12 protein-coding genes and 1 pseudogene are annotated in these 23,579 nt (G+C 63.8%); 6 read left to right on the forward strand and 7 right to left on the reverse strand.

What is annotated here, in order from left to right; all coding sequences use genetic code 11:
- A partial coding sequence (locus EAH75_RS19300) for an integrase core domain-containing protein (RefSeq protein WP_140653116.1) occupies window positions 1–270 on the forward strand: 270 nt, incomplete at its 5' end.
- A gap of 297 nt (window positions 271–567) precedes the next feature.
- Here the strand turns inward: EAH75_RS19300 and EAH75_RS19305 are convergent.
- Window positions 568–792, reverse strand: a complete 225-nt coding sequence (locus tag EAH75_RS19305; protein ID WP_140806547.1) for a hypothetical protein — start codon at window positions 790–792, stop codon at window positions 568–570.
- A 174-nt stretch (window positions 793–966) separates the two neighbouring features.
- On the opposite strand from EAH75_RS19305, the gene EAH75_RS19310 reads away from it, so the two are divergent.
- From EAH75_RS19310 to EAH75_RS19320, 3 genes are read left to right on the forward strand one after another with little or no spacing between them, the layout of a single operon-like run.
- Window positions 967–1,413 carry a hypothetical protein gene (locus EAH75_RS19310; RefSeq protein WP_140652041.1) on the forward strand — a complete coding sequence of 149 codons (447 nt, stop codon included), beginning with the start codon at window positions 967–969 and terminating at the stop codon, window positions 1,411–1,413.
- Window positions 1,410–2,903 carry an ATPase domain-containing protein gene (locus tag EAH75_RS19315; RefSeq protein WP_140652039.1) on the forward strand — a complete coding sequence of 498 codons (1,494 nt, stop codon included), beginning with the start codon at window positions 1,410–1,412 and terminating at the stop codon, window positions 2,901–2,903. Before EAH75_RS19310 ends, EAH75_RS19315 begins: the two co-directional genes overlap by 4 nt.
- A 24-nt stretch (window positions 2,904–2,927) precedes the next feature.
- Window positions 2,928–4,556 (forward strand): diguanylate cyclase domain-containing protein, encoded by a 1,629-nt coding sequence (locus EAH75_RS19320; RefSeq protein ID WP_140652037.1) that lies wholly within the window; start codon window positions 2,928–2,930, stop codon window positions 4,554–4,556.
- Window positions 4,557–5,079: 523 nt separating this feature from the next.
- On the opposite strand, the gene EAH75_RS19325 is transcribed toward EAH75_RS19320, so the two are convergent.
- Entirely contained in the window at window positions 5,080–6,756 is a 1,677-nt protein-coding gene (locus tag EAH75_RS19325) for a ShlB/FhaC/HecB family hemolysin secretion/activation protein (RefSeq protein WP_140652035.1), read from the reverse strand.
- A gap of 44 nt (window positions 6,757–6,800) precedes the next feature.
- Window positions 6,801–14,393, reverse strand: a complete 7,593-nt coding sequence (locus EAH75_RS19330) for a YDG domain-containing protein (RefSeq protein WP_140652033.1) — start codon at window positions 14,391–14,393, stop codon at window positions 6,801–6,803.
- Between the two features lie 477 nt (window positions 14,394–14,870).
- Between EAH75_RS19330 and EAH75_RS19335 the strand changes: the two genes are divergently transcribed.
- Window positions 14,871–15,929, forward strand: coding sequence for a helix-turn-helix domain-containing protein (locus EAH75_RS19335; protein ID WP_140652030.1), 1,059 nt, complete (start codon window positions 14,871–14,873; stop codon window positions 15,927–15,929).
- A gap of 441 nt (window positions 15,930–16,370) precedes the next feature.
- Window positions 16,371–16,550: pseudogene (locus EAH75_RS19695) on the forward strand (hypothetical protein); the annotation flags it as partial.
- Between the two features lie 177 nt (window positions 16,551–16,727).
- On the opposite strand, the gene EAH75_RS19340 reads toward EAH75_RS19695, so the two are convergent.
- The 4 genes from EAH75_RS19340 to iadA all read right to left on the reverse strand — a co-directional run bounded on the left by EAH75_RS19340 (window position 16,728) and on the right by iadA (window position 23,483).
- Entirely contained in the window at window positions 16,728–18,506 is a 1,779-nt protein-coding gene (locus tag EAH75_RS19340) for a Mur ligase family protein (protein ID WP_240046222.1), read from the reverse strand.
- A complete protein-coding gene (gene cphA, locus EAH75_RS19345) occupies window positions 18,503–21,298 on the reverse strand; it encodes a cyanophycin synthetase (RefSeq protein WP_140652026.1) in 2,796 nt (931 codons plus the stop codon). Before cphA ends, EAH75_RS19340 begins: the two co-directional genes overlap by 4 nt.
- An 84-nt stretch (window positions 21,299–21,382) precedes the next feature.
- Window positions 21,383–22,231, reverse strand: a complete 849-nt coding sequence (locus EAH75_RS19350; RefSeq protein WP_140652025.1) for a cyanophycinase — start codon at window positions 22,229–22,231, stop codon at window positions 21,383–21,385.
- Window positions 22,232–22,310: 79 nt separating this feature from the next.
- Window positions 22,311–23,483 carry a beta-aspartyl-peptidase gene (iadA, locus tag EAH75_RS19355; protein WP_140806548.1) on the reverse strand — a complete coding sequence of 391 codons (1,173 nt, stop codon included), beginning with the start codon at window positions 23,481–23,483 and terminating at the stop codon, window positions 22,311–22,313.
- Window positions 23,484–23,579: the final 96 nt, after the last annotated feature.

A 23,579-nucleotide genomic window follows, 5' to 3' on the forward strand; every position in this document is an offset into this window, starting at 1 on the left:
TTGGTCTTTACCAGCCGACACTACACGCGACTGGTACGCAGCTATGGCCTGCGGCAGGAATTCATCACACCACATTGCCCACAGCAGAACGGCATGGTGGAGCGTGTCATCCGCACGTTGAAGGAGCAGTGCGCGCATCGGCATCGCTTCGAAACACAGCAGCACGCGATGCGCGTGATTGGCGACTGGATCCAGTTCTACAACCACCGGCGCCCCCATCAGGCGCTGGGCATGAAGACCCCCGCCGAGGCTTATGCTTTAGCGGCCTGACCTGTGCAGGAAGTGCTGGGTCATTACAGTTGCGCGTGGTTTCGAGGTAAATATGCGACCGGGTGGGTAGCAATGACGATGCAGTTCAAGGTGGCGTTGGTGCCGTCCCATGAACTCGCTGGTGAATGCCTCAACATGTCTGATCATATTTTCTTGGCTAACCAGAACAGCTTCGAGCCATTTCGCGAAATCCGAATTGTCTTCTCAAAGTTGCGATCGTCGATGCGATCGAGATGAAGAACCTTCTGCATCCCCGGAAGCTTTCAAACGAGTCGCTGCGACAGTGTGATCGGATATCTACACGATGCCCTTTGCCCGATGGTCGAACTTGCGCCATTGACCGTCGATACCCTCGACGGTGATCAGTGCATCGTTACCCTCTTGTTGCACCTTCAGAGCCGCGCTGATTGCGAACCGAAGAGCATCGAGGCGGCTATTGAATTCTGAATGACCATCGTTGCTCGACCCCACACACCATTCGCCAGGATGCAACGGTGCATATGGGATATCGAAGATGATCATAAATGCTCATGCGCAACTGAATCGTCCGAAGTGTGCCTCTATGACGGTGATCACACCGTAAAAGTTAGCGATGGATCGTAGCCAACTTTTGGAGGGGCACTTTGGCTGGCTGGATATCACGGTGCATCATCACGGTACCGGCACTGATCATCAATTAGCCTAATACGTTACTAAATGGGTGCCTTTGCCAGCCTAGTGGAAAGCCAAGAAAGCCATCGGATCGTCGTGACGCTGGTGCAAAGAGCCAGAGATGGCGCTGATGTGCAGCAATTGGCCGAGTTCATCGTCTCGGCCTGGCAGACGATTGAAACTTTCCTTTCGCCCATTATTGGACAGCGCAGCGTCGCAACGCTCTATAAGCGCAGCTTCTATCTCGCCAGCCGAAAGCATCCATGGCTGATGGATATGCATGAAGGCATGCAAGCAACAATGAATCTTGCCGCATTGAAAGCTGCACTTCTTGAGCAAAGTAGCGCCGAGATCGCTGCAGGCGCCGGGGTCGCACTGCAGATGTTTTACGAGGTGCTTACCAACTTGATTGGGGCATCGCTCACCGAACGACTACTGCGATCCGTATGGGCAGATCTGTTACCCGCTCCTACGCAGGACAACTCAGCATGAATAAGACTGTGACCATCAACCGCTTGGCCACCGGCGTGCCTGGTCTGGACGACGTGCTCGGAGGAGGCCTCCCGGAATTCTCGTTCAATCTGATCGCGGGGCCACCGGGTTGCGGCAAGACTACCCTTGCGCACCAGATGATGTTCGCTCTGGCCACGCCGCAAAGTCCGGCAATCTATTTCACCGTGCTCGGCGAGCCGCCGTTGAAGATGTTGCGCTACCAGCAGCAATTCGAATTTTTCGACGACAAGTCGATCAATCAAGTGGTTCGCTTCATCAGCCTTACCGACGACATGATGGCAGGAGGCCTTAAGCAGGTGCTGCGTCGGATCGTGGACGAAGTAGAGACCCAAAGCCCGGCGCTTGTGTTCGTGGACTCCTTCCGGTCAGTGATGCTGGCGAGCGCAGCCGAAGGTCGGGCTTACCTCAATCTCCAACATTTCGTGCAGCAGCTGGGCATGCTGATGACAAGCTGGCAGGCCACGACGTTCCTCATCGGAGAATACTTTAACGAGGCTGATGCCAATCCGGTGTTTACCGTTGCGGACGGTTTGATCTGGTTGAGTCAGAGCGTGCAACGCAACTCCATGGTGCGCAAGTTGCAGATCATGAAAATGCGTGGTCAGCCCACGTTGCCGGGATTGCACACCTTTCGTATCGATGCTGCTGGCTTGCGTGTGTTCGCACCCAGTAGGGTCTCTATTGCGACGCCTTCCGTCTCAGCCGCAACAGACTCCAATGAAAGGCTTCGGATGGGCGTGCATCGTCTGGACGACATGCTGGGTGGCGGCTTGCCACGCGGTTATTCCATGCTTGTGGCTGGCCCGTCAGGGTCGGGCAAGAGCATTCTTGCGGCAGCCTTTCTTGCGGAGGGCGCACGCTGTGGAGAAACCGGTGTCATCGCGGCTTTCGAGCAGGTTCCCAACCGTTCTCATACCCCGATCCTCGCTGAGTTGATCCACAGGGGTAGCGTGGGCCTGGTGAACAACCGGGCACCAGACTTGTCGATCGACGAGATCATGCTTCTACTGGTGTCGGAGATCCGTCGTCTCAAGGCGACTCGCGTGGTGATCGATTCGTTGTCAGGTTTCGAGCTCGCTTTAGCTCCGACCTTTCGCCCGGACTTTCGCGAAAACCTATCGCGTATGATCGCCGCCCTCGCGGCGGAGGGCGTCACGGTGCTGATGACCTCTGAGTTGGAGGATCGCTACACGGATCTGCGCTTCAGTCCGTACGGCACTGCGTTCATGACAGACGCCATCATCGTGCAGCGTTACATTGAGGTCGACAGTCGGTTACTGCGCATGATGGCAGTGGTCAAAGTGCGGGGGAGCGCTCACTCGGATGAATTGCGCCTCTTCAGTATCAACGACGACGGCATCCAAATCAGCGACATGCTCACTGATCAAGAGGGATTGCTGGGCGGCAGGCCTACGAAGAAAGGTGCTCGGGATCTATCCCCCCTCACCGCCGAGAATCCTCATGCTTGATCCCGGCGCGTCAGGTTTTTTTCTATGAGCAGCGGTCCGATCGATGATGCTGAAGCCGTAGCGCTCGCGGCACGTGAACTTGCGCAACTGCAACTGCAGGCCGAGCAGGTGCGGACGGTATTGGACGGCTTGCAACAGAATCTGATTGAAGTAGAGAGCAGCCTGGATAGTAGCCAAGCGGCGCAGCTTCTTGAAGCTAACGAACATTTGATGCAGGCGGCTCTTCTTGCTCATAGTCATGCCGATACCGTTAAACAGGCACTGGAGCAAGTATCACGTGCCGCCGAACTCGATGCGTTGACCAAACTCCCGAATCGCCCTGTGCTATTCGATCGCCTGGCCCAGGCCATCGCCATGGCGAAACGTACGGAACGTCGGGTAGCGATTCTCTTCATCGATCTGGACAAGTTCAAGCAGATCAACGATACGCTCGGTCATACAATAGGCGATGAAGTACTTCAACTGGCGGCACACTGTCTTTGCTCTTCCGTTCGTGACGCAGATACGGTAAGTCGCCATGGGGGTGATGAATTTCTGATTCTTCTCCCTGAGTTGTCCGAAGCATCCGATGCGGCCCTCATCGCCGATAAGGTAATTACGGCCCTGGCCATGCCCAGTCGACTTGGTGATCACGTGCTGCGCTTGGCTGCGAGTATTGGCATTAGTATCTACCCCGATGACGGAGCGGATGCCGATACGCTGATCCACCACGCGGACATCGCGATGTATCGAGCGAAAATGCGCAGCGCAGGCAGCGTTGAATTTTATGGCAGTCAAGCTGCGGATGAGCCCCTTTCCAGGCCGAAAGCGCTGGCATCACTGAAGCGGCCTTTGGTTCGTTACGAGGATGCATTGCTTGAGCACGAGCGTCGACATGCGCATCTGTGCGAGGCAAACGAGCAGCTCCTCATGGCGGTGCTGAATGCGCAGGATCTGCAAGCAGCGGCAGAGCAAGCGCAACGTAAGCAAATAGAGTTTTTGGCGTTGGTGGCGCACGAGCTGCGCACACCGCTTACGCCTATTCGCATAGCAACAAGCCTGATGGTAGAAGTTGGACCGGAGGAGTTGCCCAGAATGCAGGCGATCATCGAGCGCCAAGTGACGCACATCACTCGACTCGTGACCGATTTGCTCGACATATCTCGCATCAATACCGGAAAACTGCGGATCGAGTGTCGAAGGATTGACATCGTCACCATTCTCGATGCCGCCATCGAGGGATGCCGGCCAGCGATGGATTTGCGCTTGCAGAATTTCCGATTGCAGCTACCTGCTGTTGTCGTTGAGGTGCAAGGCGACCCCGTTCGGCTCACACAAGTCATGAGCAATCTGATCACCAACGCATCGAAGTGCACGCAGGAAGGAGGGCAGATCAGGCTACGGCTTGTGACGACTGACACCACCGCTGTGATAACTTTGACCGATAACGGCATCGGCATCAGTGCCACCGCAATGCCCGAGATCTTCAACCCATTTGTGCAGGATGCGCATGCCATTGGATTCAACGGAACGGGTCTAGGTATCGGGTTGACCGTGGTTCGCGAACTGGTTGAAGCGCATGGCGGTACGATCGAGGCCACAAGCAACGGGAAGGGATTCGGCAGTCAATTCGTGGTGACTTTGCCTTTGGCCTCAGCATCCTTGCCATCTTGAGATACAAGGGCCACTACCATGACGCCATGGAGCCGGCCTGTCGTTATTGTTCGCTTTTGGCCGTGGGCTGCCCTTGCGGCTCCCATGACGCCCAGACAAGCTGCGACGGGCAGAGGTCGACCCAATTGAGCCGGTCGCGAACGTCCGCTTTGGAAGAGCCCATTTTCCCCAGAGTGACGGTAAAATTGTGGCTGCGCGAGCAGATCCGAAGCGTTTATGGCCGGCCTCTGGTCTTGCACGAGCTGCGCAACGATGGAGTTTGCGTGGGCAAGAGCCGGTGTGTTCGAATACATCGAGCGGTTCCATAACCCAAGAATGCGGCGAAGGACCGCCAGCCAGGATTTGAAGTTTTCCACCTTTTTTACAATCGCCGCTTTGGTTTGGCCGCGCTGATCTCCCGCCTCATCATCGCTGCCGCGTGGACCCCTCCACTGAGCTATCGCCTCGCAACCTTGGATGCGTGATGTGGGGAATCAGGAGAGCAAAAGACGGCATTCAATTACCTCCGTCCCCTACGCACTGCTCAGAAGCCCCTGACCACCTGTAACCATGCCCGTGCGGAGCTGCGCTTGCCGAGCAATGTGGGTGTGGCGCCCACCGGCGTGGCCAGTTGCACTTGCGCCTGCCAATGGCGGGTGCCGACCCAGCTGAAGCCGATGCCGACGCCATCGAGGTCGAATTGATTGCGGCCGGCGATCCACGGGTCGGCATTGACGCGCAGGCTGCCATGGTCGACAAACAGGCTGCCCTCGCAGCGGCCGGCGCAGTCGAACGGCAGGTCGTGGCGTAGCTCTACCGTGTCCAGCCAGCCGCTAGCGCCGGCGATGCTGGAGACGTCGTATCCGCGCACGCTGTTCGACCCGCCCAGCAGGAACTGCTCGGAGGAGTCGAGGTTGCGGTTGCTGTACTGGCCGCTGAGGCTCACATACACGCGGGTAGCAGCACTGAGGTTCTGCAGGCGGGCGAGGCTGGCATTCCAATGGGTGTAGCTACCTTGCGTGCGTGCGGTGGCAGCGTCGGCGGCCGCTGCCGCGGCGTTGGCGAAGCCGAGCCGACCGTGGCCGAGGCTGAGGCTGGCGCTGGTCAGCCCGCCGCCGCCCCAGTCGTCGCCGTGCTGGCTGACGACGCTGGCTGTCCAGTGGTTGCTGTGGCGGTCGTTGCGCAGGGCGGTGCTGTCGATGCGGTCGCGCAGTTGCTTGCGGTCGAACTGCAAACGGACGTCCAGTCGGCTGTCGTGCGTGCGCACCAGCGGCTGCGTCAGCCAGGCACTGGAAACCCGGGCGGTACCGTGCGCATCCAGCGCATCGAGCGGACCACCCAGCGCGTAGGCCAGCATCGAATACGCCGCGCCGAGCCGGGTGCCATGCCCGTTCAGGGTGAACTGGTAGCCCAGCCGGCCGTAGCGCAGGCCGCGGCCGGAGGTGAGCGTACCCAGGCTGAGCTGGTCGCCGTGGCGCATCGGATTGTTGATGTCGAGATAGGCTCCCACGCGCAGGCGGCCGGTGTAGCGGCTGCCTGCGGTGTCGGCGACCAACTGGCCTTGCAGAGTTGGTTCGGCGTCGGCCTGCACGTCAAGGGTCGAGGTGCCCGGTTCTGTACCGGGACGCAGGATGGCGTGGGGTTCCACGCCGGGCAGGTCGCCGAGCAGCAGCAAGCGGGTATCCAGCGTGGACTGGGTGACGACCTCGCCTGAGTGCAACGGCGCCAGCGTGGCGCGCAGCAGGCCGTCGCCGATGCGGCTTTGGTTGGCCAGTTCGATCTGGTCGTAGCGCGCCTCGACCACCTGCAGGCGCACCGTGCCGCCGCTCAAGGTTTGCGCCGGTACCAGCGCGCGGGCCAGCGGGTAGCCGTGCGCGTGATAGTAGTCGGTGATCCGCTGCGCCAGCACGTTGAGCTGGGTCAGGGTCTGCGTTTCCCCTTCGCCGTCGGCGACCAGAGCATGCAGGGTTGCGTTGCCGAAGATGGTGTTGCCTTCCACCTGCAGGTGCGTCACCGCGAACGGGGTGGCGTCTTCAGTGGTGTTGCTGGTCGGCGATTCGATCACTAGGCCGGGTGCGGCGACGGGTTTCTCCAGCGGTTTCGGCGGCACTTGCTGCAGGATCTGGCCGCTGTTGGGGATCGTCTGTGCCGGCGTGGCCAGCGGCAGGGCGAAGCAGGCCAGTGCCAGCGGGGCAAAGTGGAAGCGGAACGGTGACGGCATGCGGTGATCCTTGCGCGGGGTGCGGGATGTGCGGGTTGCGTGATTCACGGCAGACGAACTCCACCGTTGACGATGTGCACATCCGGGGCATACGGCGCGTGGACAGCATCGGTGTCGTCGGAGGATTGCTGCAGCCCGGCGACGGTGCTGACGACAAGGCGCGGCGCGCTGCCATCGACCACGTGTAGCGCGGTGGCGTTGCCTAGCGCCTGCTCTAGCAGATAGTTGAGTGCGGACAAGCCGCTGCCGTCGATGGCGTACGGCCCGGCCGGGCTGGCCGCGGTGGCTGGCGTCTGCCATGTCAGCGTGCCGTCGGTGGCATCGGCCAAGGTATCGCCACCGACCAGCCCGGTCACGGCACCGCCCAAATCACCCGGCATCTGTCCGATCTTGAAGTGGGCGGTATCCGCGCGGTACGTCAACGTCGCGGGGGTGACATCGGCGGTCGTGGTCGCGCTGGTTTTGAAGCTGTAGTTGATCGCTTCGCTGCCGCTGGCCGTGATGCCGAAGACGCTGACGGTTTTTCCGGTACCGACATTCTTGTTGAGGAAGCTGCCGGTACCGGTGAAGTTCACCGTATCGCCGGACAGCACGCCGGCACTTGCCAGCGTGACCGCATCGGCCGTGCTGCCGTCGTAGACGCGGTTGGTACCGGTGGCATCGACGGTGATGCCGAGCTGGCTGATGTCAGCCGTCGTGTTCGCGGTGGTGTTGTAGCTGTAGTTGCCCGCATCGGCACCGCTGGCGGTGATGCCGCTGACGGTGACGGCCTTGTTGCTGCCGGCGTTCTTGTCGGCGAAGGCCGCCGAGGCGTTGCCGAAGGTGACAGCATCGCCCGCCACTAGGCCAGTTGTGCCCAGTGCTGCGATCGTCGCGGCCGTGCTGCCGTCGTAGACCTTGTCCACACCGATCGCGTCGACCGTGATCGTCTTGGCGGTAATGTCGGCTGCCGTGTTCGCGGTGGTGTTGTAGCTGTAGTTGCCGGCGTCGGCGCCCGTGGCGACGATGCCGCTGACACCGATCGCCTTGGCGACACCGACGTTCTTGTCGGCGAAGGCACCGGTGCCGTTGAAGCCCACCGTGTCACCGACGAGAATGCCGGTGCTGGCCAGTTTCACCGCATCGGCCGTGCTGCCGTCGTAGACGCGGTTGGTACCGGTGGCATCGACGATGATGCCGAGCTGGCTGATGTCAGCCGTCGTGTTCGAGGTGGTGTTGTAGCTGTAGTTGCCGGCATCGGCACCGCTGGCGGCAATGCCGCTGACGGTGACGGCCTTGTTGCTGCCTGCGTTCTTGTCGGCGAAAGCACCAGTGCCGCTGAAGCCCACCGTGTCACCGGCCAGGAGGCCGGTGCTGGCCAGTGTCACTGCATCGGTGGTGGTGCCGTCGTAGACGCGGTTGATGCCGGTCGCGTCAACCGTGATGCCGAGCTGACTGATATCGGCAGTGGTTGCGGCCGTGGTGTTGTAGCTGTAGTTGCCGGCATCGGTGCCGTTGGCTGCAATACCGGCGACGCTGACGGTTTTGCCAGTGCCGACACTCTTGTCGGTGAAACTGCCGGAGCCGGTGAAGTTCACCGTGTCGCCGGCGAGGAGGCCGGTGCTGACCAGTGTCACTGCCTCGGCGGTGGTGCCGTCGTAGACGCGGTTGATGCCGGTGGCGTCAACCGTGATACCGAGTTGGCTGATATCGGCCGTCGTGCTCGCCGTGGTGTTGACGTTGTAGTTACCGGCGTCGGCGCCGTTGGCGCTGATGCCGTTGACGGTCACGACTTTTCCGATGCCGACGTTCTTGTCGGCGAAGTTGCCGGAGCCGGTGAAGTTCACCGTGTCACCGGACAGCACGCCTGCACTGGCCAGGGTGGCGGCATCGGCGGTGCCGCCGTCGTAGATCTTGTTGGCTCCGGTCGCATCCACCGTGATGCCGAGTTGGCTGATATCGGCCGTTGTGCTCGCCGTGGTGTTGTAGCTGTAGTTGCCGGCATCGGTGCCGTTGGCGCTGATGCCGTTGACGGTCACGACTTTTCGGATGCCGACGTTCTTGTCGGCGAAACTGCCGACGCCGGTGAAGCGCACCGTGTCACCGGCGAGGAGGCCGGTACTGGCAAGTGTCACTGCCTCGGCGGTGGTCCGGTCGTAGACGCGGTTGATGCCAGTGGCGTCAACCGTGATGCCGAGCTGGCTGATATCGGCAGTGGTTGCGGCCTTGATGTTGTAACTGTAGTTGCCGGCATCGGTGCCGTTGGCGCTGATGCCGTTGACGGTCACGACTTTTCGGATACCGACGTTCTTGTCGGCGAAGCTGCCTGTACCGGTGAAGTTCACCGTGTCGCCGGCGAGGAGGCCGGTGCTTGCCAGTGTCACTGCATCGGTGGTGGTGCCGTCATAAATGCGGTTGATGCCGGTGGCATCGACGGTGACACCCAGCGGGGTGATGGTGCTGTTGGTGTTGTCGAAGTAGGCCACGGCATAGTTACCGCTGTTGTTGCCGTCGTCCAGGACGTAGCCGCTCAAGTAGCTCACGACCTTGCCGGTGCCGACGTTCTTGCCGTCGCCGCGGTTCTTGACGTCCGCGAAGATGAACTCGTTGGCGGTGAAGGCGTCGGTGCCGAACAGCTTGCCGCTGAGCACCACGAAGTAACTGTCTGCGCTCACACCACCATCGTAGGTCTTGCTGACGTCATGGGGGGTGATCGTCAGCGGGGCTTGGTTCACCGTGAGCCGGCCAGCTTTGTAAACGATGGCATAGTTGCCGGCCGTGAGACCTTCGGGTGTGATCACGTAGACGCCCGCGTTGGTGTTGCTCTGCGCGCCGCCGACATAGCCCAGTGTGCCACCGAGGACGGCGGCGGTATCGCCGTTGACGAAGCCGCTGTAGGTGACGCCGTAGCCGCCGGTGTAAACGAGCTTGTCGTAGGTCTTGCTGAAGTCGGTGGCGGTGACCGTCAGCGTCGCCGGGTTCACCGTCAGTGCGGTGCCGTTGTCTGCCGTTTGCGCGAACACGTAGTTGCCGTTGTTCGCGGTCAAGCCATTGCCGTCGATAGCGTAGCTGCCGACGTTGCTGGTGGCGGTGGCACCGGTGGTGAAACTGGCGATGCCGGTCGTGGCGCTGGCCAGGCTCTCACCGTTGACGAAGCCGGTTACCGTACCGGTCAACCCGCTCGGCGTGTTGCCGTAAGTGGTGGTGGCGGCATCGGCCAGATAGGTCAGCGTCGCCGGGTTCACCGTCCGTGCCGTGCTGTTACCCGCCGCCTGCACGAACACGTAGTTGCCGTTGTTCGCGGTCAGGCCGTTGCCGTTGATGGCGTAGCTGCCGACGTTGCTGGTGGCCGTGACAGCGGTGGTGAAATTGGCGGTGCCGGTCGTGGCGCTGGCCACGGTCTCACCGTTGACGAACCCGGTCACCGTGCCGGTCACCCCGCTCGGCGTGTTGCCGTAAGTGGTGGTTGCGGCATCGGCCAGATAGGTCAGCGTCGCCGGGTTCACCGTCCGTGCCGTGCTGTTACCCGCCGCCTGCACGAACACGTAGTTGCCGTTGTTCGCGGTCAAGCCGTTGCCGCTGATGGCGTAGCTGCCGACGCTGCTGGTAGCCGTGGCAGCGGTGGTGAAATTGGCGGTGCCGGTCGTGGCGCTGGCCAGAGTCTGGCCGTTGACGAAGCCGGTCACCGTGCCAGTCAACCCTGTCGGCGTGCTGCCGTAGGTGGTAGTTGCGGTATCGGCCAGATAGGTCAGGGTGGCTGGGGCGATGGTCAGCGTGCCGGGCGTGAAAGCGATGTCGTAACCCATCTGGCCTGAATACAGGTCGCCAGCCAGCGCGTAGCTGCCGGCATTGGTCGCCGGGGTGCTGGTTCTGGCGTTGGCGTCGCCCAGAATCAGGCTCGCATCCACAGTGCTCGACGGCAGCCACGAGCTCGGCTTCAGCGTGCCGAGGATCAAGCTGCTGCTGCCAGCAAAGGCGGTGCCGTTGTAGACCGTGCCGAGATTGTTGGCGGTGACCGCCAGGCCAGTCATGAAGGCACGCAACAACGGCGCGGTATCACCCGCGTAGATCCGCCAAGCCGCGGAGCTGCCGCCGACGGCACTGATATCCGTGCTCCAGGCCGCAAAACTGACCGGGTCCATCATCTGCACGGTGGTGAGGCCGGTGCCGCCGCCATCACTGGTGGATTGGCCTGTGGTTTCCGTGTCCCAGTAACTGCCGATGATGGTGCCGCCGCCGTAGAGACCGACCAGACCACCGACATAGTTGTTGCCGCTAACCGCCCCGGTGGCATAGGTGTTGGTGATCGTGCCGCCCGCTTCGTTGGATCCAACCAAGCCGCCTACGTAGTTGCCGCCGCTGTTATACAAGATGCCGTTGACCGCCCCTGTGGCATAGGCGTTCGTGATCGCGCCAAGGTTGCTTCCGACCAGACCCCCGACATGGTTGTTGCCTCTGACCGCCCCGGTGGCATAGGCGTTGGTGATCATGCCGCCCGCTTCGTTGAAGCCAACCAAGCCACCGACGTAGTCGCGTTCGTCGGAGGTGAGGCCGTTGATCATCCCGGCGGCATAGGTGTTGGTGATCGTGCCGCCGTTGTCTCCGACCAGGCCGCCGACGTAATTCTGGCCTGCAACCGACCCGCCGAGCAGACCGAGATTGCGGATCGCGCTGCCGCTGCCAGTGACGCCGAACAGGCCGACGTAATCGGTATTTGGCCAATGGATGGTCAGGTTGTTGATGGTGTGACCAAGGCCATCGAAGACGCCGGTGAACGGTGCGCCTGAGACGCCAATCGGCCTGAAGCCGTTGTAGGCGATGATGGGGCGGCCTTGGGCGTCGAACTCAACGCCCACCCATACGATCGAGGCGCTGGCGTCGATGTCGTTGCCCAGCACATAACGGCCGGCGAGGCCGGTGTTCACGGCCTGCAACTGATTCAGATCCAGGATGACGGTGTAGAGGTTGGGCCGGTTGCTGGGCGTCACGGTGCCGGTGGGCAGGTCGTTGGTGTTGAATACCTGATTGCCGGACATGCCCAGCAGGTATGGCGTGGTCTGGTTGCCGACGTTGCCCCACCTGGCGGCCGTGAAACCTCCGGGCAGCGCTGCGATCAGTGCCTTGGTAGTCAGGCCGGTACCGCCGCTGCTGGTGGACTGACCGGTGGTTTCCGTGTCCCAGTAGCTGTTGCTGATCGTGCCAGCATTATTGAACCCAATGAGACCGCCGACGTTGCTGCCGGTGCCGCTGACCGTACCAGTGGCATAGACCTGGCTGATCGTGGTGCCGGATACGTTGTTCCCGACCAAGCCGCCGACATAGTTGCTGCCACTGACCGCACCGGTCGCATAGGCTTGGTTGATCGCGCCGCTGATGTTGTATCCGACCAGACCGCCGACGTCGTTGCTGCCGCTGACCGTACCGGTCGCATAGGCTTGGCTGATCGAGCCGCTATCGTTGGTGCCGATCAGGCCGCCGCCCTCACCGCCGCTGCTGCTGACCGTACCGGTCGCATAGGCTTGGCTGATCGGGCCGTGGTTGTTGTACCCGATCAGGCCACCGACAGTGGCCACGCCGCTGACCGCTCCACTGGCATAGACTTGGCTGATCCGGCCGCTGCTGTCGTTGTATCCGACCAGGCCGCCAGCGTTGGCACCGCCGGGATCGCCCTTGATCGCACCGATGGCGTAGGCCTGGCTGATCGTGCCGTAGTTGTACCCGACCAGGCCGCCTACGTCGCTTTGGCCCTCGATCGACTCGCCGAGCAGGCCGATGTTACGGATCGTCGTTGTGGTGTAGGTGTAACCGAACAGGCCGACGTTGCTGGAGCCGGGCCGGTTGATGGTGAGGCCACTGATGGTGTGGCCGAGGCCGTCGAAGGTACCGGTGAACATCTGGAAATCGGTAGCGTTGAAATGGTGGCCGATCGGCACGAAGCCGGAGCCGATGCTGGAGCCGAAGGCGGAATTCCCCCAGCTGGCCGTGGCGCTGGCGTCGATATTGGCACCCAGCGCGAAATAGCAAGCGCAGTTGAGGGCACCGCTGATGCCTTGCAGGTCCGTTCCGGACGTGCTGCCGGGGGCACCCAACGTCGTGATGATGGTGTACGACTGGCCGTTGATTTTCAGCGTGTTGCTGCCGCCGGTGAAATCCACCCGGCCACTCTGGCCCGGCATGGTACTGATCATGTTGACATTGACGGTGCCGCCGCCAATCGCCGCATCGCCGCCGTTGGCGGTGCTCGGGTTCAGCGCGAGGCCGGCGCTGCCGCTGGCCGTCATCACGGCGTTGATATCGATATCGTGGGCGGCGGTGAGCGTGAGCGTGTTGGCGCCCCAGTTCACTATATCGTTGACGTGGATGTCGCCGCTGCCGCTGGCGTTGGCGCCTTGGCTGGACTGAATGGTGACATTGCCACCACCAAGCTGGCTGCTCAAGGTGCCGCCGCTCATGTCGCCACCGCTGAAGGCAATGGTGAAATCGTGCGGATCGATCAGCCAGGTGCCGGCGTTGCCCGTGGCCGCCAGGGTGGTGATCTTTGTGCCGTCGGCCACTTGCACATGCGCCGCCGAGGTGTCGATGAAGCCACCGTCGCCGCCATTCGGCGCGCTGGCGTCCAGCGTGCCGTCCACCTGCGTGGTGCCGGCGGCCATGCCGCCGAGCAGCACGATCTTGCCGGCGCGGTTTTCGACCGTCCGCGCCTGGATCGTGCCGCTGTTGTTGACCACGCTGGCCAGCAGGGAATCCTTCGCACCGGCACTCATCAGCACCTGGCCGCCGTCGGCGACGATCAGCTGCTTGTTCTCGGCCAGCGCGTTCAAGGTGCTGGCGTCGATCTGCATGTCGAGCAGGTGGTTGCCGTCGAAACTCAAGGTGACCGCGCTGCCGCCGGCAAGCGCCACGCTGCCGGCAGGCGCGTGGATCGCACCCTGGTTGGACGCGGCGTGGCCGAGCAGGGCCACGTAGCCGCCGGGTGCGGCGGTGATCGTGCCGAGGTTGGTCACGCTGCCGACGCTTGCGCCGGTAAAATGCAACGTGCCGCGACCCAGCTCGCTGTCGCTGACGTCGAACGTGCTGGCGACCAGGCCGCCCACGTTGACCTGCGCGCCTTGTCCAAACAGCACGCCGTTGGGGTTGATCAGGAACACCTGGCCGTTCGCGTTCAGGTGGCCGAGGATCACGCTGCCGTTGGGGTCGGCGATGCGGTTGACGGCGATGGACTGCGCGTTCGGCTGCAGGAAATTGACCGTGTCCTGCGCGCCGATGTTGAAGCTCAGCCAGTTCAGTGACAGGTTCTGGCTGTTCTGCTGGATGGTGGTGAGGTGATCGCCGTAGTCGATACGGCCGCTGCCCGCGGTGACCTGACCGCCGGTGGGATGGGTCGAGGATGCCGCCGACGCGATGACCGTCGGCGCGAGCGCCGGACGAGCGGCGACGATGGCCGCCGCCGGACGGGCGGCATCCATCGCCGTAACGCCGGTTGGCGCGGTAGCGAGGGCCAGCATCGGCAGGCTCAGGGGTAGCGCAGCCCACCAGGCCGGGCGCGTGCGGCGCGATGTCGAGGTACGCCCGGCCTTGCCGCGACCGCGGGCGAGTTCGGAAACGACCAGCCAGGTGCGACGGACCTGGCTCCAGACCAGCCGGTAGATGTGATTCACGCGATTCCCCTTTAGTGCAACGCAGATTTCCCCGGTGCAAGCTTCTCTTGGACAGGCTCGGATGACCGGGTTGGTTAGCTGGGAATTTTGCGCGTGAAAGCACAGGCGACTTGATCGGCTGTCTCAGTTGGAAGGGAAGGTTGGGGGAATGACGACGTTGGGGTGACGAGCAATCGCTTGCGACGGCAAGGCCACAGTGGAGGAGCGGCTCGCTTTTTTGGGCAATTACCAGCTTCGCTGTTGTAAAGCACCTCCCGCCTTCCCGGGAATGACGACATGGGGGAACGAGGTTTTTTCGTGGGCAAGACGGCAGGCGGTAGCGAGTCGATACGCCGGGCCTGGCGCTGGTTCGATGCGCCAGCAAGCCTGAGGGCCAGCGTGGGAGGGTGTTGCGGCATGCCACGACAGGCGGCGACATGCGGGGATAAAAGCGGGCGCGCGTCCTGTAGCATGAGCGCGCGCGGACGGGGGCCCGGGATGACCAGCAACAGCACAAGCCATGTCGAGGTCGAGGCAAGCGTTCGCGCGCCGATCCACCACCACTTCAGCACATGCGACGTCGCACGAACGCAGCAACTGGTGGCGTGGCGTGATCAAACCTCCTCTTTTCTCGATATAGCGGTGTCGCACGCACAGGTGGCTGACGGGTTTCGCGCCACGCTCGACCATTACCGGGTCGATGGCATGACGTTTCTCCACGCCTGCACCGACCCGATCACGCAGACCCGCACGGCGCCACAAATTTCCACGGACACCATGCGCGATTATGTTTTTCACGTGTTGCTGGCGGGGGGCTGCGTCGAAACCACAACCGGTCTGTATCCGCGGCGCAAGGCGCTGCAATCCCGGCCGGGCATCCTGGCGCTGGACATGGGCCAGTCGATGCGCATGGAGCGGGAGTACAGGAGCCAGGTCATGGCCTTGTTCCTGCCGCGCGCACTGGTGGAATCGGTGCTGCCCGATGCGGAATCGCTGCATGGCCGCGTGATCGACTACGCATCGCCGCGCGCGCGCATGTTTCTCGGCGAACTGGAGGCGCTTTCCAGCAGCATCGATACCATGAGCGGGGCTGAAGCCCGCTCGATGATGGCCACATGCGCGCAACTGATCGTCGGGGCCTTCGCCAAACAGTGCGGCCTGAGTGGCGACGCGCGCGCCGCGATCCGCGCGGCGGTGTTCGGGAGGGTACGGCGGCATGTCGAGCACCACTTGCACGAGCCGGAACTATCGCTGGAGAGCATCGTCGATGCATCGCGGCTGTCCCGCGCCGCGCTGTATCGCCTGTTCGAGCATGAAGGCGGCCTGGCCACCTACATCCGCAATCGCCGGCTGCGCGAGGCCGCGGACGAACTCATCCGATTCCCGAAGGCACCGGTCGTGGAGATCGCTTACGGCCTGGGGTTCAGGAGTGCGGCGGATTTCAACCACGCGTTCCGCCGCGCGTATGACATGCCGCCCCGGGACTTCCGCGCCCTGGCCAGGGCGCGCGAAAGCCGGGCATCAGGCCAGCAGTCCGTCGCTTCCATCACGCCGTGAATGGCAAGGACCGACACTTGCGGACCGCCGGACATGCGTCGCCCTACCGCTTGGAGTGGTGCACTTCAGAATTGAGTTCGCCCTCTACCGTCTGCTTTGTGGCGCTTCCATTGGACGAGCCAGTGACCGGAGTTAGCCGAACTGAGACATTCGCAACCATGGAAAGTCCCGCTCGAAGCGGGACTTTTTGCTCTTGGCTCCTCAGCTCTCGCTACCGCGCAGCAGCACACTGAATGCGGGCCAGGATGGCCCGCTGCTTTACTCGGGGCCCCTGTGCGGCGGTGAGGTGGGGACGACAGGCCGCGTAGCGGGAGTCGACAGGAGGTCGCCTCCTTTTCGCCAGCACAGGGATGTGCTGTCGAAAAGCCCGGCCCCAGCTCACGGACTTGCCGGGCATGGATGCCCGGCAAGCGCCAAGTGGGGTGTCGTTTTCTCTATGAGGCCTTGAAGGCCCGTGGCAAGCCGCCCAAGGTCGCGCTCATCGCCTCAATGCGAAAGCTCCTGGTCGTACTCAACGCCCGATTGCGCGACGAGCGACTCGCCGCCACCACGGCGCCATCGCGACAGACGCTCAAGACAGTTGCTGGTTACTTCTCTTTTGGACAAGCAAAAGAGAAGTAACTCGCCCTCCGCAGGAGGGTGAAAGCTGTCGCCTTTCGAGAGAAACCAGACGCCGGATACATCAGAGCAAGAGCATCGCGCACAGGGTGCGCTCCTACACGGGCGTTAGAGCAAGAGCATCGCGACTGAAGTCGCTCCCACAGGCAGATTGTTGCTCTCGCGCGCACCCGGCCTGGATTAATTCTCGGGCAGCGCGGTACCTGCAGACCAGCCCGTGGCCTGCAACCCATCCAGCAATTCGACGACGGCCTGTCGCGCCTGCACACCATGCGTAGGCAACACCAGCACATCCGCATCGCGCGCCCACGCAAGCAACCCGCGCACCGCGTCGAGCTCGTCGAGGCATTCAACAATCGCCTCCACCGGCACCGCGTTGTGCACCAGCGCATCGCGCAAAATACCCGCGACCTCACCGGCCACTCGACCACGCATGAACCCGTCGATGTCCTTCAGCACCACGCGTTGCGGTTGAAAGCCGGCGGCGACGGCGGCGAGCTCGCGAATGTCGGCATTCTCGCGATTGCCCGCCTGGCCCAGCACCAGGCCGAGACGTCCGTGGCCCGGCGATGCCGTCGCGACGCCGAGCAAACCGCGCAGCCCTTCCGGGTTGTGCGCGTAGTCGACGAACACCTGCAGCGCGCCGAAGCGCCAGTGCTGCAGGCGGCCGGGATTGTCGGCATGCGCGCTGCCGAAGCGCGCCAGCACGCTGGCGATGGTATCGGCGGGTATGCGGAGCGCCGCGGCAGCCAATGCAGCAGCGGCGATATTCGCAATGTTGTAGCCGGCGCTGCCGGCGAAGCTCAGCGGCATCTGCGCGACCACACCCAGGTCGTGATCGACGCCGTGCTGGAACAAGTGCAGACGGCCATCGTGCACGCCGCAGGTGCTGCCACGCTGTTCGCGCCCGGCGCGCAGCAGCGGATGCGCGTCGTCCAGCGCGAACCAGCCAAGCGGCACCGACAACGCAGCGGCCTGCCTGACCAGCACGGCATCGTCCGCATTCACCACCAGCAGCCCATCGGCGCCGAGCGCGCACGCCACGGTGAGCTTCACCGTCGCCAGGCCATCCAGGTCGTGGATGCCGTATTCGCCGAAATGATCGTCGCTGACGTTGGTGACCACCGCCACGTTCGCGTGCTGCACGGCGAGGCCGCGGCGCAGGATGCCGCCGCGCGCGGTCTCCAGCACGGCGACCTCGACCTGCGGCTGGCGCAGCACTTCGCGCGCACCGGCGGGACCGGAGAAGTCGCCGGAGTCGATCGCGCGGCCATCGACGAACACGCCATCGGTGCAGCTGTGCCCGGCGTGCCAGCCATGCGCATGCGCCATCGCGGCGAGCAGTCGCACCGTCGTCGTCTTGCCGTTGGAGCCGGTCACCAGCGCCACCGGAATATCGTGCAACGTGGGCCACGGCACGGCGTCGACGGCAGGAAGATTTTTCAGCGGCCAGCTGCGGACGCCCGTCCCTTCGCCGATCGAGAACACCTCGTCGTCGATCAATACGGTGAGCCCGTGCGCCTCGGCGGCCTGCAGCAGAACCGGCAGTTCGGGCCGTCGCTCGGCAGCGGCGGACGCGCGCAGCGTGTGCAGCGCGGAAGCTTCGTCCCAGGCGGCGGGATGGCCCGGCGCATGCAGTCCCACATCCATCGCGAGCACGACCGCGAGCGTCGCCAGCCACGCCCATTCGTTCACTTCGGTCGCGCTGAACAGCTGGTCGATCGGCGCTTCGAAGGCGAGCGCTGCGCCACTGGCATGACGACGCACGACAGGCGGCGCGTCAGCCCAGCCGAGCGCATGGCAGGCAAGTGCCGAGCGCGTGCGCCAGCCCTCCAGCAGCGCGTCGTCGATGGCGACACCGACGGTTTCCAGCACCGCGCCAGCGCCATCGAAGTACAGGTTGCAACCGGTGAGGCGACGCGAATCGTCGAACGGCAACGCAGCGGGCAGAATGCTCAATCGTCACTCTCGCGCGAGAAACGCACGCCGCGTTCGTCGCGCACCACGTCACCGAGATTGGCAAAGCTCGACTCGTCGAACGCCGCCTCGGTCACTGGCGGCGTGATCGGCGCCGCGCCGGATTCCGCGCGGAGTTCGGGCGTGCCTTCGGGACGGAACTTGATGATCTGCTTCCACGAACGCACCAGCGCGTCGGCGAACACCAGCAGCAGATCGCCTGAGCGACCCATGTTCAGCGCGGCATCGATCGCCTTCTGCTCGTCCGGGATGATCGAGATTGCCGCGTCCGACACACCCGCCGCGCGCAGCGCGCGCGCCAGGATACCCGGCACCTCGTCGCCATCGCGTCCGCGCAGTGCATCGTCGCGGCGGCAGATGTAGTGATCGAAACGGCCGGCCACGGCGTCGGCGATCGCGACCAGATCCTCGTCGCGGCGGTCGCCGGGACCGGCCAGCACCACGATGCGCCGACCCGTCGTATCGAGGCGCCCGGCCAGGTCGGCCATCACCGCCACCGCGTGCGCGTTGTGGCCGTAATCGAACAGCACCTTGAACGGATGCTCGCTGTACACGTTCATGCGCCCGGGCGCCTGGAAGAACGTGGTGTCGAACGTGCGCAGGCCCTGGCGGATCGCGTCGAGCTTGATGCCCAGCGAGAACGCCATCGACGCGGCGACCATCGCGTTCTGCACGTTGTGCAGCGCGCGGCCTTCCAGCGTGGCGGGAATCAGGTGCGTCCACAGCAGCGGGATGTGGCTGCCCTTGTCGTACAGCGTGATCATCGCGCCGTTGACGCCGGCTTCCAGCGCGCAGGCACGGCCGCCCGCACGCACGTGCTCGCGCACCAGCGCGTGCGAGGGATTCATGGTGACGTAGCAGATCACCTTGGCGTCGGTGTAGCCGGACATCTTCAGCACCAGCGGGTCGTCCGCGTTCAGCACCGCGCAATCGGTGGCCACCTCGACCACGATGCGCTTGACTTCGGCGAGCTGCTCCAGCGTGTCGATGCCCTTGAGTCCCAGATGATCGGACTGCACGTTGAGCACCGCGCCGACGTTGACCTTGGCCACGCCCATGCCGGCGCGCAGCAGGCCACCGCGCGCGGTCTCCAGCACGGCGATGTCGATCTGCGGATCGGACAGCACCATGCGCGCCGACACCGGCCCGGTCATGTCGCCCTCGACCGTGCGCTGGCCGTCGATGTAGACGCCGTCGGTGGTGGTCAGGCCCGGCGTATAGCCGGCCATCTTGGTGATGTGCGCCAGCATGCGCGCGGTGGTGGTCTTGCCGTTGGTGCCGGTGAGCGCGGCGATCGGCACCCGCGCTGGCGAACCGGGCGGAAACAGCATGTCGATCACCGGCCCGGCCGCGTCGCGCGGCGTGCCCTCGCTGGGGCTCACATGCATGCGAAAGCCCGGCGCGGCATTCACCTCGCAGATGCCGCCGCCGATGCTCTTGTAACTCTCAGCGATATTGGTCGTGAGGAAATCCACGCCGCCCACGTCCAGCCCGATCGCGCGGATCGCGCGCTCCGCCATGTCGCGGTTGTCCGGATGGATGATGTCGGTGACGTCGGTGGCGGTGCCGCCGGTGGACAGGTTGGCGGTGGAGCGCAGGAACACGGTCTCGCCTTCCTGCGGCACCGATTCTGCGGTATAGCCGACGCGATCCATCATCATCTCGGCCTGTGCATCGAGCACCAGCCGGGTCAGCACTTTCTCGTGGCCGATGCCGCGACGCGGATCGGCGTTCACCAGTTCGACCAGTTGCGCGATCGTGCTGTTGCCGTCGCCGACCACATGACCGGGCGTGCGCCGCGTCGCCGCGACCAGCTCGCCGTTGACCACCAGCAGGCGGTGATCATCGCCGCTGAGGAAGTTCTCCACGATCACCGAACGCGAATGCTCGCGCGCGGCCTTGAAGCCCTCGACGATTTCCTCATCGGTCATCAGATGTATCGAGATGCCGCGGCCGTGGTTGCCATTGAACGGCTTGGTCACCACCGGCACGCCGAGCCGGCGTGCCGCGCGCAATGCGCCGTCCTCGTTCTGCACCAGTTCCTGCTTCGGTACCGGCAGACCAAGCGAGGCGAGGATCTTGTTGGTCTCCTCCTTGTCGCTGGCCAGCTCGACCGCGATGTGCGGCGTGCGCCCGGTCACCGTGGCCTGGATACGCTGCTGGTATTTGCCATGCCCCAGTTGCACCAGCGACTGCTCGTTGAGTCGCAGCCAGGGAATGTCGCGTTCCTCCGCCGCGCGAACCAGTGAGGCGGTAGATGGGCCGAGCGCTCGACGCTGCGCGTAGCGGATGAACTCGTCGCGTGCGCTCGTCCACTCCCAGCCTTCCGGTACGCTGCCGCGCGGCTGCAGTTCCGCCGGCAGCAATGAAGACAGCAGGCGCAGGGCCAGCTCGCCGGCAGCGATACCTTCCTCTTTCTGCACATATTCGTAGACCACCGAATACACGCCAGGCTTGTCGGCGCTGCGCGTCTTGCCAAAGGTGACGTCTTCACCGGCGACGTTCTGCAACTCGATCGCCACGTGTTCGAGCACGTGGCCGAGCCAGGTGCCTTCGCCCTCGCGCATGCGGCGGATGAAGCCGCCGGGCTCACGATATGAGCAGCCATGCTCGGCCAGCCCCGGCAACGCGGCGACCAAGCCATCGACAAATGCGGCACCGAGCTTGCCGGTCGGCCACTTTTCGAGTTCGCCGAGATCGAGTTCGAGCCGGATCACCGGGAAATGCGCATACAGCGACGGGCCGACAAAAACGGAACGTTCCAGAATGCGCATGGGCTTTATCCTTGAGCCTGAGGCTCGCTTCTTACAAGGGTTTCGGCTGAAGCTTCAGGGTGAGAGTGGCGTCGAAGACTCGCTTCAAGCCGTCTGCTTCGGTGTCGCCAGCGTACCCGCCGAGGCGTGGCGCGTCTGCATGTTGAAGGTGGCACCGGCGATCAGCACATGGATGGTCATACCAAGCATGCACACGGTGTCGTGCTCGCCCGCATCGGCCATCGACGAGAACTGCAGGTTGCCCGCATCCAGCACGGTCACCGCGCCGCTGCCCTCCACTTCCACGGTATTGTCCGGGCGGATGAACGCCGCGGTGTCCTCGTCAAGTCCGATGCCCACCGCGTAGGGGTTGTATGCGAGCGCGGCCATCAGCCGGCCGAGCCGATCACGCTGGCTGAAATGCTGATCGATGATGAAGCGATTGGTGAGCCCGAGCCCCGGCGCCAGCCGCACGCTGCCGGCGGTGGGCGACAGGCCTTCCTTGCCGAACGCAATCATGTGCTCGCTGAGGATGCTGGCGCCCGCACTGGTGCCGCCCACATGCACACCCCGGGCGTTCAACGCGCGGATGCGCTGCGCCACCGGTGTGCCGCCGAGCATGGTGGAGAGCCGCAGCTGGTTGCCGCCGGTGAAGAAGATGCCGGTGGCCTGGTCGAGCCGCTGCAACCGGTTTTTTTCCACCGCGTCGCGGCGCATGTCGAAGTCGAGCACGCCGACCTCGCCGGCACCCAGGCCGACGAACAGCTTCTCGTAACGCGGCCCGGTATCGGCCAGCTGGCTCGCCGTGGGAATCACCACGATGTTCGCGGCGCTGCCGCCGCACAGTTGGACGAAGCGCTCGAGAATGCGTGGATCGTTCTCTTTCTCCTCGGCGCCGCCGATCGGCACGATCCAGCCGCGCTGCTCCCCTTCCACCACCCTGCTGGGACTCATTTGGTTCTCGTCTTCTTTCGATTTCATGCGGTTCTCTGAGTCCGGCGGATCATCCGATCCATGCTGACGCATCGAACGTCTAGATGGCGTTCTCGAACGTGCCGCGATGTTCGATGTGACCGTCGCGCACATGCACGACGCCACTGGCCATTACATCATGCGCGGCGCCGGCGGCGTCCAGCGCGACCAGATCCGCATCGGCGCCGACCTGGATCCGGCCCTTGGCCGGCAGCCGCAACAACCTGGCCGGATTGGTGGTGAACGCAGGCAACGCGCGCTCCAGCGGCACACCGCGCTTCAACACTTCATTGAGGGTTTCCAGCAGCGCGCCGGATTCGCCCACGCCCATGCGGCAGACGTGACCCTCGGCATCGAATACCGGCAGGCAACCCCCGGCATCCGAACTGACCGTGATGCGTTCGGCTGGCGCACCGCTGTCGAGGTAGCGCATCAGCGCATCAGCCGCGCTCCAGGCATCCTCGCCCTCTTCGACCGGAAACGCAGTGAGATCGATCGTGCAGCCGCGCCCGGCCAGTTCCAGCGCCTCGTCGAACAGCGCCTTGCGCCGGTTCACGTGGGTCGGATGGAACACGCGCGGCGGCAGTTCACTCTGCTCCAGCGCGCGGCGCACCAGCTCCAGCCCGCGCGGCCCGTCACCCAGATGCAGGTGCAGCACGCCGGCCTTGCCGGTCATCAGTCCGGCGACGTGCGCGTCGGCAGCGAGCCGCAACAATTCGTCGAGGGTGGGCTGGCTGGAGCGGTGATCGCTGATCGCCACCTCGCCGATGCCGATCAGCGCCTCGATGAACACCAGATCGCCACGCACCGTGCCGGTCAACGTCCGTGGCGGCACGTGGTAACCACCGGTGAACGCCAGCGCCGTGAGCCCTTCCTCGCGCAAGGCATACACCGTCGCCAGCAGGTCGCGCGGCCCGCGCGCCACATCATCGGTGCCGAGCAGGCCGACCACGGTGGTGATGCCGGCGCGGGTGAAGCGCGACACGCCCAGCGGCGGCACGCGCGTGCGGAAGCCCGCCTCGCCACCGCCACCGGTTACGTGTACATGCGCATCGATCAGCCCCGGAATCAGCCGGCGCCCCTGCAGGTCGATCGTCTGCACCGCCAGCGCGGCGGGCAGTTCGGACAGCGTCGCACCCATCCACAGGATGCGACCACCGCCCAGCAGCAGATGCTGCAGTCCCAACGGTTCGGGCGCATGGACCTGCGCATTGCGTAACAGCAAGAGATTCATCGCCGCAGCGTGCCGATCACCCGCGGTGGCGTCAAGCGATGCCGCAAGCCACCTCGACCAATCACGCCATGGCGGCGACAATGGCCCTCCCTTTTC

This window comes from Rhodanobacter glycinis (assembly GCF_006438785.1).
In the GTDB taxonomy this organism is placed as follows: domain Bacteria; phylum Pseudomonadota; class Gammaproteobacteria; order Xanthomonadales; family Rhodanobacteraceae; genus Rhodanobacter; species Rhodanobacter glycinis_A.